The organism is Pseudomonas sp. ADAK13 (assembly GCF_012935715.1).
In the GTDB taxonomy this organism is placed as follows: domain Bacteria; phylum Pseudomonadota; class Gammaproteobacteria; order Pseudomonadales; family Pseudomonadaceae; genus Aquipseudomonas.
The window spans coordinates 4,362,599-4,376,920 of record NZ_CP052860.1; the positions used below are offsets into that span (position 1 = coordinate 4,362,599).

A 14,322-nucleotide genomic window follows, 5' to 3' on the forward strand; every position below is an offset into this window, starting at 1 on the left:
ACTATTTGGCTCACGGCCTACTGGCGTGAATGACCCTTCACGAAGTTACCGACCATAAATCCAATAAAATCGGTGAAGAAATGAACGCGGATTCGAAGCCTGCCAGCGGCTTTCGCTGGGTTGTGGCGGCCCTGTTTTTCCTGGCCTATATGGTTGCCGGCGCCGACCGCGCGAACATCGGTGTGGTGGTGCCTTTCATCAAGCAGGAATACCACCTCAGCAACACCGACATCGGTGCCCTGGCCAGCCTGTTTTACCTGACCTACGCCATCGTGCAGATTCCCGCCGGCTACCTGTTCGGCAAGTACGGCATCCGCAAGCTGCTCACCGGCTCCCTGGTGCTGACCTCACTGGCCACGCTCTTGATCGGCTTCACCAGCAGCGTGCTGCAACTGAAGCTGGCGCGGGCCTTGTTGGGCGCGGCGGAAGGGCCGATCAATATCGGGATCGTGTCGATCATCAACCGCTGGTTTCCGCCGAGCGAGAAGGGCCTGGCCACCGGTATTTTCATGTCCTCGATCAAGTTCGCGCCGGCCTTTGTACCGCCGTTGTGTGCCTGGATCGTGCACCTGTATGGCTGGCGCGAGGTGTTCTACTTCTTTGCCGTGCCGGGGTTCTTTGTCGCGCTGCTGTGGTGGTGGCTGGTCAAGGATGACCCGGCGGACAGCCCGTATGTATCGCCCAGTGAAGTGCGGCATATCCAGGGCACCGAGGTGCACGGGCAGGTGGTGGCCAGGCCCATGGTGCGCATGCCTGCATGGGTCGACAGGCTGATTCGCAGCCGCGACGTCAAACCCCTGGCCGACAACAAAAGCATCCTGGCGTCGTGGAATGTGTGGGCCTGCGCGTTCGGCTATTTCATGATGGTGGGCATTACCTATTCGATCATGACCTGGATCCCGACCTACCTGATCACCGTCAAACAGTTTTCGGTGATCACCATGGGCGCGGTGGCGTCGGCCCCGTGGGTGGGCGCGGTGATCGGCAACCTGCTGGGTGGCTGGCTGTCGGACCGGGTCTTCGACAAGCGCCGCAAGCCGGCCATGCTGATCAGTTCGCTGGCCACGGTGGTGATGATGTTTGTGCTGCTGCATTCACCGAGCGATCCGGCGTTGCTGGCGGCAGTATTCCTGCTGGCGGGCGTGTTGCTGAATATCGGTTTCTCGACCTTCCTCGTGTACCCCATGGGCCTGGCGACCAAGGACCGGGTGCCGTTTGCCGCCTCCATCGTCAATACCGGCGGCTCGCTGGGCGGGGCCTTCGCGCCGTTCGTGGTCGGCCTGCTGCTGGACAACTTCAGTTGGGACTACGTGTTCGGCTTCCTGGGTGTGTGTTCGCTGATCACCTTCGCCACCGTGCTGACCATGATCGAACCACGGCCCGCTGCGCGTGCGCATGACCACCGCGAGCCCTTGGCATCGCCCCTGGCTCACGCCAAACCCTGAACCACTCACTTTTTTTGAAGGATCCCGGATGAACGATTCGTCGCGCGTCATGCAGGTTTGTCGGCTCGATTTATGGATCAGCCCCGTGTTTGACGAGCTCGTTTGCAGCGAGGCCAACCTGGCGCTGCAGGTGCTGGCCCATCAGGGCGAGGACCCGCGCACCCTGGCAGCCCTGAGCCGGGCCCATGCCTACCATGTGTCGGCGGCCAAGGACGAGTTGCCCCGGGCGTGGTTCGTCAACGAGGCGTTGATCGCGCAGTGCCCTGATCTGCTCTGCGTGTCTTCCGGTGGCGCGGGCTTTGATACGGTGGACGTCGATGCCTGCACCCGTGCAGGCATCGCGGTGGTGAACCAGGCGGGCGCCAATGCGTTTTCGGTGGCGGAGCATACCTTCGGTCTGCTGCTGGCAGTGGTCAAGCGCATCGTCGAGTCCGACAACAAGCTGCGCCGCGAACGCGGTTTCAGCCGTGAAGACCTGATGGGCGAAGAGATCCATGGCAACACCTTCGGGCTGATCGGCCTCGGTGAAATCGGCCGGCGCACGGCGCGCATCGCCCAGGGTTTTGGCCTGGAGGTGCTGGCGTACGATCCGTACCTGAGCGCTGAACAAATCCGCGAGCGGGGCGCACAGCCGGTGACCCTGGAGGCGTTGCTGGGGCGCAGTGACTACGTGTCGTTGCACTGCCCGTTGAACGCCACGACTCACCACCTGATGGGGGCCGAACAGTTCGCGGCGATGAAGCCGGGCGCAGTGTTTGTCTCCACCGCCCGGGGCGGCATTCATGACGAAGCGGCGTTGTTCCAGGCCTTGAATAACGGCCACCTCGGTGGCGCCGGCCTCGACGTGTGGGCCTGCGAGCCGCCGGCGCAGGACGCGCCCCTGATGACGCTGCCCAATGTGGTCGCCACCTTCCACACGGCGGGCGTCACCCACGGCGGGCGGCGCAATGTGGCGAGGTCATCGGCGCAACAGATCGCCGCGATGCTGCGGGGCGAGCGCCCGGCGCACCTGCTGAACCCCGAGGTGTGGGAACGGTTCTGTGAACGGCTCAGCCAGGCCAGGGGCTGAGCGTCATATGTTTAAAGTATTCAAGTCGCATTATCTGGATATTTTTCAGGGGGCAACCGTGCTGATAGGCTTCTGAAAAACACGAGAACTGCCGACATGAAGTGCAGCAGCACCTTCGCCACTGTGCTGATCTTCTTCGCCTGGATGACGGTGGGGACCCGTTGCACCAAAGTCGACCTCCAGGCCGGGGCCAACGCCAGGCACGACACTGATGCTCGCCAGGTCCTGCGCCTGGGCCATGACGCCCAGGCCTACCCGTTCCTGCTCTATGCCAACGCCGATCTCTACAACCCGCCCAAATCCGTCGAGCGCGCCGTGGTGATCATCCGCGACGAACACACCAGACTGGCGGGCGCCGCCGAGTTCTCCGGCGAACGCACCCTGTTGCTGGCCCCCGACTTCCTCACCCCGGAGGATGCAGGCGCCAGCGACGACATGCCCCTGTGGCCCCGGGACCAGTGGGCGCAAGGCATCGAATCGCAATACGGCCACAAGGGCATCCCCGCCTATCAGGTGCTCGACGATGTGGTGCGCTACCTCAGCGACCGTCAGCGATTCCCGGTGCTCAAGGAAATCGTGATCGCCAGTCAGTCGAGTTCCCTGGAGTGAACATGGATTTGTGTGTCCGGTGCTGGTAAACAGTGAGGGATAATCCTTAAGCCGATACCCGGTGTAATCAATCATGAAGCGCCATTTCGAAGACTTGCAGTTGGGCAGCATCGAGCTGTTCTGCCTGGCCGCCGAGGCCAGCAGCTTTACCGCGGCCGCCCAGATAGCGGGCGTGACCCCGGCAGCGGTGAGTCGCAGCATTTCGCGGCTGGAAGAGCGCCTGGGCTCCCGGCTGTTTGTGCGCACCACCCGCAGCATTCGCCTGACCGATGGCGGCCGGACGTTTTTCGAGCAATGCCGCCAGGCCCTCACGCAACTGGTGGAAGCCCAGCAGGAAATGATGGGCGCGCAGTCGGTGCCCTCCGGGTTGTTGCGCATCAGCATCCCGACCACTTACGGCCATCACCGCATCCTGCCGCTGCTGCCGAAATTTCGCGCGCTGTACCCGCAGGTCACCGTGGATATTCACATCAGCAACCGCAACATCGATTTTGTCGCCGAAGGCTATGACCTGGCGATCCGCGTGCGCGCCCAGCCGGACTCGACGCTGATCGCGCGCTTGCTCGAAGACGCCAAGCTGGTGGTGGTTGCATCGCCGGCGTATCTGCAGCGCGCCGGCACGCCCCAGACCCTGGAGGATTTGCCGGCCCATGAGTGCATCCAGTACGAATTGCCGAGCAATGGGCGGCGCATTTCCTGGCTGTTCCAGGCCGATGGCAAGGAGCGGGAGTTTGCCGGCGAGGCCGGTTACAGCTGCTCCGACGATGTGCTGGGGGGCGTGACCCTGGCCAAGCATGGCGCCGGGCTGTTCCAGACCTACAAATTCATCGTCGAGCAAGAGCTGGCCAACGGCAGCCTGGTGGAGGTGTTGCAGCCTTACGGCGGACGTTCGCGGCCGTTTACCTTGCTGTATCCCCACGGCCGCTACGTGCCCCATCGGGTGCGGGCGTTTGTCGATTTTCTGCTGGAGCACCGTGCCGAGTGGGCGGCGCTGTAGCGGCGGACACATCCCAGGTCAGCATCAACTGGCCGATTGCGGCGTCGATGGCGCTGGCCTCCACGCCATCCCGGGCGAGGATCGACACGCCCTGCAGAAAACTGTCGTAGACAGTGGCCATCGCGCGGGCGTTGGTCTCGGCGGGTAACTGGCCGGCACTGATGCCGCGCTCCACGCAATGCACGATGCCCGCCCGGGTGCGCTCCCGCGAATGGGTCAGCGCATGGGTCACTTGCGCGCTCTCGGGGGAGGGTGCGCTCATCACGCCCAAAGCCACCATGCAGCCCTTGGGGTGGCTGTCTTCACACTGCATGCGCGCCGATTGGCGCAGCGCGGTCTCGATGGCCTGGCGCGGCGGCAGGCTGTCATCCCACAAGCATTCGGTGACCTGGGCGAACGTCGCCAGATAACGCTGCACGCACTCCTGGAACAGCGCGTCCTTGGAGCCGAACGCGGCGTAGAAACTCGGCGCGGAGATGCCGCCACCCAATCCGGCTTTCAACTGGCTCAGGGACGTCGCGTCGTAACCGTGCTGCCAGAACAGGTGCATGGCCTGTTCCACGGCCTGGTCGCGGTCGAAGGTGCGGGGGCGGCCCATCTGCGCCATGGGGAAATCCTCTCGGGTGATGAGATAAATACTAGTCGATACATAAGTCGTTGACAACGCTGCGTGGGGCGCCCAACATTTGTATCGATCGGTATTTAAGTCCTCTTCTTCAAGGAGTTTCCCTGTGACCCCCTCAACCACCTTATCGGCAGACGCCGTCCCCGACCGCTTGCCCATCGGCGCCTTGCTCGCCCTGGCCATGACCGGCTTTATCTGCATCGTCACCGAAACCCTGCCGGCGGGCCTGTTGCCGCTGATCAGCGACGGCCTGTCGATTTCAGCGTCCATGGCCGGGCAGATGGTCACCGCGTATGCGCTGGGCTCGGTGCTGGCGGTGATCCCGCTGACTATCGCTACTCGCGGCTGGCGTCGGCGCAATGTGCTGCTGCTGACCATCGTCGGTTTTCTGCTGTTCAATTCCATCACCGCGCTGTCCTCCCACTACGGGCTGACGCTGCTGGCGCGGTTCCTCGCCGGGATGGCGGCGGGGCTGGCCTGGAGTTTGTTGGCCGGGTATGCGCGGCGCATGGTGGCGCCGCATCAACAGGGCAAGGCCTTGGCGCTGGCGATGGTGGGAACTCCGATTGCGTTGTCACTCGGGGTGCCGCTGGGCACCTGGCTGGGCGGGCTGGTGGGCTGGCGCACGACGTTCGGCATCATGTCGGCGCTGACGTTGGTATTGATTGTGTGGGTATTGGTGAAGGTGCCGGACTACCCCGGCCAGTCGGCCCATCAGCGCATGCCCCTGCGCAAGGTACTGACCACGCCGGGCGTGCGGCCGGTGCTGGCGGTGGTGATTGCCTGGATGCTCGCCCACAACATTCTCTACACCTACATCGCCCCGTTTGTGGCCCCGGCGGGGTTGGTGGACCGGGTGGACCTGGTGCTGTTGGTGTTTGGTGTGGCGGCACTGGTCGGGATTTGGATGACCGCCAGGTTGGTGGATGCAGCGCTGCGCAACACGGTGCTGGTGAGCCTGGCGGCCTTTGCGGCGACGTGCCTGGCGTTCGGTTTTCTGGCGCAGGTGCAGGGCGTGATTTACCTCGGCGTGGCGGTGTGGGGCTTGAGTTTCGGCGGCGCTGCGACGTTGCTGCAAACCGCATTGGCGGACGCGGCAGGCGATGGAGCAGACGTGGCACTGTCGCTGAACGTGGTGGCCTGGAACAGTGCGATTGCGGGAAGTGGTGTGGTCGGCGGAGTGTTGCTCGATACCTGGGGCGTGGCTTCTTTCCCATGGGCAATGTTGGCGCTGCTGGCGGTGGGCTTCGCGATTGTGTGGTGTGCGCGATTCCATGGCTTCAAGCCGGGGCACAGGGCACACGGCAAGCCTGCAGTGGGCGGGCACTGATATTTCCAGAGTCTGTGGAAAAACCGCTGCTAACATCAGACAAATCTTAAAATAACCCGCCACTCGGCCGATATCCCTGGGCATAGGCTTTATCACCCAGGGAGTATCGGCATGCGCATCACGAGAATGTCTGCAATCCATGTTGGCCTGTTGTTCAGCCTGTCCGGTGCCTGCATGGCCGCGAGTCCGGCGGGGCAGGGTGTCATCTCGTTTCACGGCAGCATCGTCGAGGCGTCTTGCACACCGCTCGCCGTGGCCAACGGGATGAAACTCAACAATTGCCCGACGTCCGCACGCGGCAGCGCCATCAGCGTGCGCAGCGTGGCACCGGTGGGCTCGGTCACGGCCCTCGATCACAGCGCCGTGAACGTGAAGCTGGTCGCCGACAGCGGCCGGGGAGACCGCTATTACCAGCAGCAATACGCGTTGGTGGATGGCCAAGGGAAGCCTGTGACCTCGGGGCAGTATCTGATTACGCTGACCTCGCCTTGAGGAAAGAAAGCCAGCTTATTCAGGTGCCTTGACGAGCATGTACTGGCTGAAATTATTGATGTGATCATCCAGATTATCCTCAAGCATCATCCGGTACTGATCACAGAAATACTTCAGCATCGCCTCACGCGCCTGGGCCATTTCTTCGCCGGATTTAAAGCTGCGTGCGCTGACCCAGGCATTGAAGCGTGTGGTGCCGAACATCATCGAGGCGCTGACTTTGCCCAGGTCGGCGAACGCCCTGAACTGCTCGTTGGACAGCTCGATGTGCGCGTCCGCGCGATCATAGAAGCCGTTGTCGGTGGTGTCTGGCATTGCGGTTACCTTCCTGTTCGTGAGTGCGGCGAAGGTACCGCCGCGCTCCATGGGAAGGCAACCACGTTGGCCGCTTCAGGCCTTATTTATTGCGCGTCACCCGCCACACCGTGTTGGCCAGGTCATCCGCAATGATCAGCGCACCCTTCGGATCAACCGTGACACCCACCGGCCGGCCGCGAGTCTTGCCGTCGGTTCCACGAAAGCCCGTGGCGAAGTCCAGCGGTTCACCCGCAGGCCGCCCGTTGCTGAACGGCACGAAGATCACCTTGTAGCCCACCGGATTGTCCCGGTTCCAGCTGCCGTGCTCGCCGACGAAGACGCCGTCGGCATATTTCTCGCCCATGGCCGGGATGGAAAAATCGACGCCCAGCGCGGCGACGTGGGAACCCAGGCTGTAATCCGGCTTGATCGCGGCGGCGACCTTGGCCGGGTTCTGCGGTTGGGCGCGGGTGTCGACGTTCTGGCCCCAGTAGCTGTACGGCCAGCCGTAAAACTCGCCCTCGCGCACCGAAGTCAGATAATCCGGCACCAGGTCCGGGCCCAGTTCATCCCGCTCGTTGACCACCGCCCACAACTGCCCGGAGCCCGGTTGAATGGTCAATGCCGTCGGGTTGCGCAAGCCGGTTGCATAAGGCTTGTGGGCGCCGGTGGCGGCGTCGATCTGCCAGACCATCGCCCGGTCAATCTCGACCTCCATGCCGCGTTCGGTGATGTTGCTGTTGGAGCCGATGCCGACATACAGCGAGCGGCCGTCGGGGCTGATCGCCAGGGATTTGGTCCAGTGGTGATTGATGGCGGCGGGCAGGTCGGTGACGGTGGTGGGCGGGCCGCTGGCTTTGGTTTGGCCGTCTTCGTAGTCGAAGCGCACCAGCGCATCCTGATTGGCCACGTACAGCTTGCCGTCGGCAAAGGCCAGGCCGTAGGGCGCGTTGAGGTTTTCGGCGAACACGGTTTTCAACTCGTAGGTGCCGTCACCGTCGGCATCGCGCAGCAGGGTCAGGCGGTTGCCGCCCTTGACCTTGGTGTTGCCCTCGGCCTTGATCACGCTGGCGATCACATCCTTGGGCTTGAGTTTCGCGGCACTGCCGCCGCGGCCTTCGGCCACGAGGATGTCGCCGTTGGGCAGCACCAGGGTCTGGCGCGGGATTCGCAGGTCGGTGGCGATGGCCGTGACGCTGAAACCCTCAGGCACGGTGGGTTTCTGCTCGCCCCAGGCCACCGGTTCAGCAATCTTCATGCTGGGCAACAGGCCGCGTTGAGGTTCCGGCAGCTTTGGGTCGGGGCCGCGGGCTTGAGTGCTGTCGGCTTCGCCACCGCAGGCACTCAACAACAGCGCCATGCTTAACAGGGTCAGCGTGCTGGAATGCTTCATTGGTCACCTCCCGAACGCAGGTTGGTCAGCCCGACCCACGTGGTCACGCAGGCCAGCAGGGTCACGATCGCGGACAGCCCCAGGCCCGACGGCATCACCGCCCAGGCATCCTTCGCATGTTCAAAGGCATTGACCAACCCCAGCCCCCAGGTGATCAGCAATAGCAGGAAGTACAGGGTAGGGCGCCCGGCCTTGCGGTCGGCCCGCAACAGGTTGACCAGCGCAAACAGCCACGCCAGTCCGCAGAACACCAGGCCACCGGCGATCAGCCAGGCGGCGAAGTTGCTCCATTGGATCTGGTAGGTCTGGTAGTAGGCAATGTCACTCAGCAGGGCGCCGAAAAACAGCGGGACAGTACCGGCAAGCAAGGTCGCGTGAAGCGGGCCTGGCGTGCTGCGGCGGGTGAGGGCGGGGGTGACGGTCACGGGCGGCTCCTTATCGTTGAGCGGCCCTGATGCGGTTCATCAGGGCCGCGCTGACTGCGCTTAAGGAGGGAGCCTGTGGCTTGCGCGTTAGTTCACCGTCTATTCGTTTCTAAATATGTTGCGTCAGTTGATGCGCGGATGCTGCTGCACCAGGTTTTCGCGCTTGGCTTCCAGCTCGGCGATTTGCGCGTCGATGTCTTCGATCTTCTGCTCGATATTGTCTTCATGCTCCTGCAGCAGCTCTTTGGCTTCCTCGATATCCGAAGCCGCCGGTGCCGCGCCGCGCAGGGGTTTGTTGGCGGTTTCCTTCATGGTCAGGGCGGTGAAAAGCCCCAGCACGGCGAACACCATCAGGTAGTAGGCGGGCATGTACAGGTTGTTGGTGGTCTCCACCAGCCAGGCCATGGCGGTCGGCGTCAGGCCGGCCACCAGGATCGAGATGTTAAAGGCGCTGGCCAACGCGCTGTAGCGGATGTGCGTGGGGAACATCGCCGGCAGGGTGGACGCCATCACGCCGATAAAGAAGTTGAGCACCACCGCAATGATCAGCAGCCCCGAGAAAATCAGCCCGAGCTTGCCGCTGTTGATCAGCATGAACGCCGGAATGGCGAGGAAGAACAGCGCAATGCTGCCGAAAAGAATGAAGGGTTTGCGCCCGATCTTGTCGCTGACAAAGCCAATCATCGGCTGCACGAACAACATGCCGACCATGATCGCGATGATGATCAGCACGCCATGGTTTTCGCTGTAGTGCAGGTTGTGCGACAGGTAGCTCGGCATGTAGGTGAGCAGCATGTAGTACGTGACGTTGGTCACCACTACCACGCCGACACAGGTCATCAGGCCGCGCCAGTGTTTGGTGGCGACTTCCTTGAACGACACTTTCGGGCCGCCCGCCAAGCCTTCGCGATCACCCTGCTCAAGTTGTTCCACATGCTGTTGGAAGGCCGGTGTTTCTTCCAGTGCATGCCGCAAGTAGAGGCCGATCATGCCCAGCGGCAGCGCGAGGAAGAACGGCAGGCGCCAGCCCCAGGACTGGAACGCCTCTTCGCCGATCACTGCAGAAATCAGCACCACCACGCCCGCGCCGAGGACGAAGCCGGCGATGGAACCGAAGTCCAGCCAACTGCCGAGGAAACCGCGCTTGCGGTCCGGGGCGTATTCGGCGACGAAGATCGAGGCGCCGGTGTATTCGCCGCCCACCGAGAAGCCCTGGGCCATCTTGGCCAGCAGCAACAGGATCGGCGCCCAGATGCCGATCGAGTCATACGAGGGGATCAGCCCGATGGCGAAGGTGCTCAGGGACATGATCACGATGGTCGCTGCGAGGACCTTTTGCCGGCCGTATTTGTCCCCCAGCCGGCCGAAGAACAGGCCGCCCAACGGACGGATCAGGAAGGGCACCGAGAAGGTCGCCAGGGCGGCGATCATCTGTACGCTGGGGGACGCCTCGGGGAAGAACACCTTGCCCAGCACATAGGCGACAAAGCCGTACACCCCGAAGTCGAACCATTCCATGGCGTTGCCCAGCGCAGCGGCGGTGATCGCCTTGCGCATCTTGGCGTCGTCAACGATGGTGATGTCATCCAATCCAATCGGATTGACGGTTTTCTTGCGTGATTTCATGGGAATTACTCAGCCGCGGGTCCATTTCGATGCCACTGTTTTGGTGGCATGCGCTTAATGGGTCAGATACATGCGGACACTGAATAATTCACCACTGGCCGGTTTTTTTTGTTATCGGCCCGGCAAGGATCAACTGATCCGGTCGCCACCCAGGGAATCACGCTGCATCGATTGCAGGTTTTTCTCGATGGTCTCGCACAGGGCTTCCATCTGGATCTGGTGCTCGCTGTCCCGGAACGGGCTTTGCAAATCGGTGCCGATGCGTTCGATGGCCAGCAACATAAAGCCCACCACCGTGGAGGCCAGCGGGGTGAACCAGCCCAGGGATTCCACCAGGCCCACCGGCACGATCAGGCAGAACAGCGAAATAAACAGCCGCGGGAAATACACGTAAGGGTAGGGCAGCGGCGTATTCGCGATACGCTCCATGCCGCCCTGGCTGTTGGACAAGTCCACCAGGGTCGACTCCAGCCGCGCCAGGCGAATGCTGTCCAGGCGCCCGGCCTTGTATTCCTGGGCCAGCAGGGCCGCGGAACCGTTGAGGATGTCGTTGGCAAAGTTATTGGTGGTGGTGCTGCGGGTGAACTCTGCGGCCGGCAGAAACGCCCGAATCTCATCCGGGCACGGCTGGCCTCGCAGGTGCGCCGCGAGGCAGTTCACATAGGCCACGTGACGGCGCAGCAAGGTCGCTTTTATCGGGTTGATCTCGTGGCCCGGGTCATCCAGCAACGTCAGGACCTGCCGGGCGAAGCTGCGGGAATTGTTGACCATCGCACCCCACAGCGTGCGCGCTTCCCACCAGCGGTTGTAGGCGCTGCTGTTGCGGAAACTGATCAGCACCACCAGCGCCGAGCCGAGCAGCGTGAGGGGCATCAGCGGCAGGTTGATCTTGCTGTTGAGGAACAGCATGAAATCCACGGTGACGGCGATATCCCAGAGCAGCAGCCAGAACAGCGCCCAGCCCACATAGCCCATGGTCTTGATGATCAGGCGGTATTTTTTGATGATGGCAGCTTTCAAACGGAAACCTCGTGGCGAGCGGTAAGCATCAGTGCCCTAGCTCGGACGGTATTTTCCGGGTAAAGGTTCGCGTCTTCAGGTCTGGAGTGTCAGGACGAAGCGCTTTTCGGCAGGAGCCTGGTCGTCCGGTGCAGGCTGTTCAGCCACGAATCCGCAGCGCTGCAGCACTTTTTGTGAGCCCACGTTTTCCGGGAATACATACGCCACCAGTTGCGTCAGCGCCCAACGTGCCTGTGCCTGCTGGATAAGATGCTTGAGTGCCTGAGTGGCCAGCCCTTGCCCGCATGCTTGCTCACCCACGCGATAACCGACTTCGGCAGAACCCTTCGGTGAGTCGATGCTTTTCAGATTGGCGCGGCCGACGATTTCGCCGCTGGCGTCCTCGATCACAAACGGGTGCCAGGCGCCCAGGGCGAAGTCGGCCAGGTAGGCCTGGATGTGCTCGGCCACACCCTGCACGGAATAGAACGAAGGCTCGCGTGCATCAATATGCGACTCGAACCACTCACGGTTGCGGGATTCGAAGGCCAGCAAGGCTTCAGTGTCCGTACTGCTCAGCTCGCGAACCTTAAATGACGTCATCGATCACCTCTTCCTGGCAATTTGTGCGGTGAGCAAGCATACCCCATCAGTTATCCTGAGCAGACGAGCCCATTCGTGGCAAAAAGGAACGGCAGTTGAACGAACACACATTGTCCATGCGCCTGGAGCGGGTGGCAGCCCATGTACCCGCCGGTGCGCGCCTGGCGGATATCGGCTCCGACCACGGCTACCTGCCGGTGGCGTTGATGCGTCGCGGCGCCATCGCGGCGGCGGTGGCGGGCGAGGTGGCGTTGACGCCGTTTCGTGCGGCCGAGCGTACGGTGCGCGAGAACGAACTGGAGCCCTATATCAGCGTGCGCCTGGCCAGTGGCCTGGCGGCGATCGAGCCGGGCGACGGGATCACCGCGATCAGTATCTGCGGCATGGGCGGCGAGACCATCCGCGACATCCTCGACAGTGACAAGGGGCGCCTCAACGGCCAGGAGCGCCTGGTCCTGCAACCCAACGGCGGCGAGCAACCCTTGCGGCAATGGTTGATGGAAAACGGTTACTCCATCGTCTGCGAGGAACTGCTGCGGGAGAACCGCTTCTTCTACGAGATCATCGTGGCCGAGCGCGCCGAGCCTGTGAGCTACACCGCCGAACAACTGTACTTCGGCCCGCTGCAAATGCAGGCCCGCAGCCCGGAGTTCCTGCTCAAGTGGCAGCGCATCCTGCGCCACAAACACCAGACCCTGAACGACTTTGCCCAGGCGCGGCAGGCGGTACCCGAGGACAAGGTGCAAGAGGTCGCGCAACAAGCCCGGTGGATTACCGAACTGCTGGCGTGAGGGTCAGCCCGCGAGGGTGTTCAGCTCGGCCAGCACTTCATCCGAAAGCTCCAGTTCGCCCACCGCGAGGTTTTCACGCAAATGGGTGACCGAGGATGTTCCGGGAATCAGCAGGACGTTGGGCGAGCGATGCAGCAACCACGCCAGCGCCAATTGCATCGGTGTGACGCCAAGCCGCTGCGCAACGTTCGACAACACCGCTGACTGCACCGGCGAGAATCCGCCCAGCGGGAAGTACGGCACATAGGCAATGCCTTCCAGGGCCAACTCGTCGATCAGCGCGTTATCGTGTTGATGGGCGATGTTGTAGAGGTTCTGGACACACACGAAACGCACGAGTTTTCGCGCTTCGGCCACCTGGGTGGGTGTGACGTTGCTGATGCCGATATGGCGTATCAGCCCCTGTTGTTGCAGCTCGGCGATGGCGCTCAGGGGTTCTTCGATCGAGCCTTCGGCAGTGCCCATCACGCCGTGCATGGCCCGCACATTGACCACGTCCAGCACGTCCAGGCCCAGGTTGCGCAGGTTGTCATGCACAGCCTGCGTCAGCTCGGCCTTCGACGACGCGTTGAACCAGCCGCCATCGGCGCCACGACGGGCGCCCACCTTGGTGACGATCGTGAGGTCGTCTTTATACGGGTGCAACGCCTCGCGGATAATCTGATTGGTGATGTGCGGTCCGTAGAAGTCGCTGGTGTCGATATGGTTCACGCCGCAGGCGACGGCCTCGCGCAACACAGCGAGCGCTGCATCACGGTCTTTTGGCGGGCCAAATACCCCAGGGCCAGCCAATTGCATGGCGCCGTAACCGACGCGGTTGACGGTGCGATCACCGAGAGTGAAGGTGCTGCGGTTTTCTGGGCGGGTCATGGCGGTGGCTCTTGCTTGACGGGAGGAAGCCTATAATATGAAGGATCCTTCAGGTTTAGAATTCGCATTCCATGAGCACTCCCAAAGCCTCCCTAAAGCCAAGAAAATCAGCGGTCCAGGCGCGCTCGGCGGCGACGGTCGAGGCGCTGCACACAGCGACCCTTCAGGTTCTGACGGCTCAGGGACTGGTCCGCTGCACCACGACCCGCGTGGCCGAGCGTGCGGGCATGTCGGTGGGCAGTCTCTATCAATACTATCCGAACCGCGATGCACTCCTGGCGGCAGTCATGGAAAAGCATCTGGTGCACGTGGCCCAGACCGTTGAGCAGGCCTGCGATCAACATCAGGGCACCACGGTGGCGGAAATGGCGTCGGGGTTTGTCACGGCTTTTCTGGCGGTGAAACTCATGGACCCGACGGCGTCCAAAGCCCTCTATGCCATTGCGGCCGAGCGGGGCGGTGCGGAGCTTGTGGCGCGGATCAACAAGCGGATGGTGGGCGCCGTGGCGGCGATGTTGGGGACGGCATCGGATGCCCGTTTTGACGACCCGTTTTTAACCGCGGCCATCTCGATCAGTGCCGTGGTGGGCCCGGTGCGGACGCTGCTTGAAGGCAATGCAACGCCGGCCTATGAAGCCGGCCTGGAACAGCAGGTGACCCGGCTGCTGCGGGCTTATCTTCAAACGTTTCAGTCGCCGCCAATTGACCGCGAAAGGGCGCCAAAGTAGCATGAGGCCATTATTTTGATATC

16 protein-coding genes are annotated in these 14,322 nt (G+C 62.5%); 8 read left to right on the top strand and 8 right to left on the bottom strand.

The genetic code is table 11. From position 1 onward, the window contains the following. The first annotated feature begins 80 nt into the window (after window positions 1-80). The 4 genes from HKK54_RS20140 to HKK54_RS20155 all read left to right on the top strand — a co-directional run bounded on the left by HKK54_RS20140 (window position 81) and on the right by HKK54_RS20155 (window position 4,120). Window positions 81-1,445, top strand: coding sequence for an MFS transporter (locus HKK54_RS20140; protein ID WP_169387575.1), 1,365 nt, complete (start codon window positions 81-83; stop codon window positions 1,443-1,445). A gap of 28 nt (window positions 1,446-1,473) precedes the next feature. Then, window positions 1,474-2,514, top strand: coding sequence for a hydroxyacid dehydrogenase (locus HKK54_RS20145; RefSeq protein WP_169387576.1), 1,041 nt, complete (start codon window positions 1,474-1,476; stop codon window positions 2,512-2,514). A gap of 96 nt (window positions 2,515-2,610) precedes the next feature. Beyond that, window positions 2,611-3,123 carry a hypothetical protein gene (locus HKK54_RS20150; protein ID WP_169387577.1) on the top strand — a complete coding sequence of 171 codons (513 nt, stop codon included), beginning with the start codon at window positions 2,611-2,613 and terminating at the stop codon, window positions 3,121-3,123. 73 nt (window positions 3,124-3,196) lie between these two features. Beyond that, window positions 3,197-4,120, top strand: coding sequence for a LysR family transcriptional regulator (locus tag HKK54_RS20155; RefSeq protein ID WP_010175915.1), 924 nt, complete (start codon window positions 3,197-3,199; stop codon window positions 4,118-4,120). Here HKK54_RS20155 and HKK54_RS20160 read toward each other — a convergent pair. After that, window positions 4,023-4,727 (bottom strand): TetR/AcrR family transcriptional regulator, encoded by a 705-nt coding sequence (locus tag HKK54_RS20160; protein WP_169387578.1) that lies wholly within the window; start codon window positions 4,725-4,727, stop codon window positions 4,023-4,025. The genes HKK54_RS20155 and HKK54_RS20160 overlap by 98 nt on opposite strands. A 124-nt stretch (window positions 4,728-4,851) precedes the next feature. Between HKK54_RS20160 and HKK54_RS20165 the strand changes: the two genes are divergently transcribed. Both HKK54_RS20165 and HKK54_RS20170 read left to right on the top strand, forming a co-directional pair. Beyond that, window positions 4,852-6,075: an MFS transporter gene (locus HKK54_RS20165; RefSeq protein WP_169387579.1), complete on the top strand. Its 1,224-nt coding sequence runs from the start codon at window positions 4,852-4,854 to the stop codon at window positions 6,073-6,075. 111 nt (window positions 6,076-6,186) lie between these two features. Continuing rightward, window positions 6,187-6,567, top strand: coding sequence for a type 1 fimbrial protein (locus HKK54_RS20170; RefSeq protein WP_169387580.1), 381 nt, complete (start codon window positions 6,187-6,189; stop codon window positions 6,565-6,567). 15 nt (window positions 6,568-6,582) lie between these two features. On the opposite strand, the gene HKK54_RS20175 is transcribed toward HKK54_RS20170, so the two are convergent. From HKK54_RS20175 to HKK54_RS20200, 6 genes are all read right to left on the bottom strand, one after another. Continuing rightward, on the bottom strand, window positions 6,583-6,882 hold the full coding sequence (locus tag HKK54_RS20175) for a DUF3144 domain-containing protein (RefSeq protein ID WP_010175907.1): 300 nt from the start codon (window positions 6,880-6,882) through the stop codon (window positions 6,583-6,585). 82 nt (window positions 6,883-6,964) lie between these two features. Next, a complete protein-coding gene (locus HKK54_RS20180) occupies window positions 6,965-8,257 on the bottom strand; it encodes a PQQ-dependent sugar dehydrogenase (protein WP_169387581.1) in 1,293 nt (430 codons plus the stop codon). Next, entirely contained in the window at window positions 8,254-8,682 is a 429-nt protein-coding gene (locus HKK54_RS20185; RefSeq protein WP_169387582.1) for a DUF2231 domain-containing protein, read from the bottom strand. The genes HKK54_RS20180 and HKK54_RS20185 overlap by 4 nt, the downstream gene beginning before the upstream one ends. Before the next feature lie 123 nt (window positions 8,683-8,805). Beyond that, window positions 8,806-10,308, bottom strand: a complete 1,503-nt coding sequence (gene proP / locus HKK54_RS20190; protein ID WP_169387583.1) for a glycine betaine/L-proline transporter ProP — start codon at window positions 10,306-10,308, stop codon at window positions 8,806-8,808. 129 nt (window positions 10,309-10,437) lie between these two features. Beyond that, window positions 10,438-11,328 (bottom strand): bestrophin family protein, encoded by an 891-nt coding sequence (locus HKK54_RS20195; RefSeq protein ID WP_169387584.1) that lies wholly within the window; start codon window positions 11,326-11,328, stop codon window positions 10,438-10,440. Between the two features lie 75 nt (window positions 11,329-11,403). Further along, window positions 11,404-11,910 carry a GNAT family N-acetyltransferase gene (locus tag HKK54_RS20200; protein WP_010175898.1) on the bottom strand — a complete coding sequence of 169 codons (507 nt, stop codon included), beginning with the start codon at window positions 11,908-11,910 and terminating at the stop codon, window positions 11,404-11,406. Window positions 11,911-12,005: 95 nt separating this feature from the next. Between HKK54_RS20200 and HKK54_RS20205 the strand changes: the two genes are divergently transcribed. Then, window positions 12,006-12,701: a tRNA (adenine(22)-N(1))-methyltransferase gene (locus HKK54_RS20205; RefSeq protein WP_169387585.1), complete on the top strand. Its 696-nt coding sequence runs from the start codon at window positions 12,006-12,008 to the stop codon at window positions 12,699-12,701. A gap of 3 nt (window positions 12,702-12,704) precedes the next feature. Here the strand turns inward: HKK54_RS20205 and HKK54_RS20210 are convergent, their stop codons facing one another. Further along, window positions 12,705-13,571, bottom strand: coding sequence for an aldo/keto reductase family oxidoreductase (locus HKK54_RS20210; RefSeq protein WP_169387586.1), 867 nt, complete (start codon window positions 13,569-13,571; stop codon window positions 12,705-12,707). Between the two features lie 71 nt (window positions 13,572-13,642). Here HKK54_RS20210 and HKK54_RS20215 point away from each other — a divergent pair, with 71 nt between their 5' ends. Beyond that, a complete protein-coding gene (locus HKK54_RS20215; protein ID WP_237150960.1) occupies window positions 13,643-14,299 on the top strand; it encodes a TetR/AcrR family transcriptional regulator in 657 nt (218 codons plus the stop codon). The last annotated feature ends 23 nt before the right edge of the window (window positions 14,300-14,322 follow it).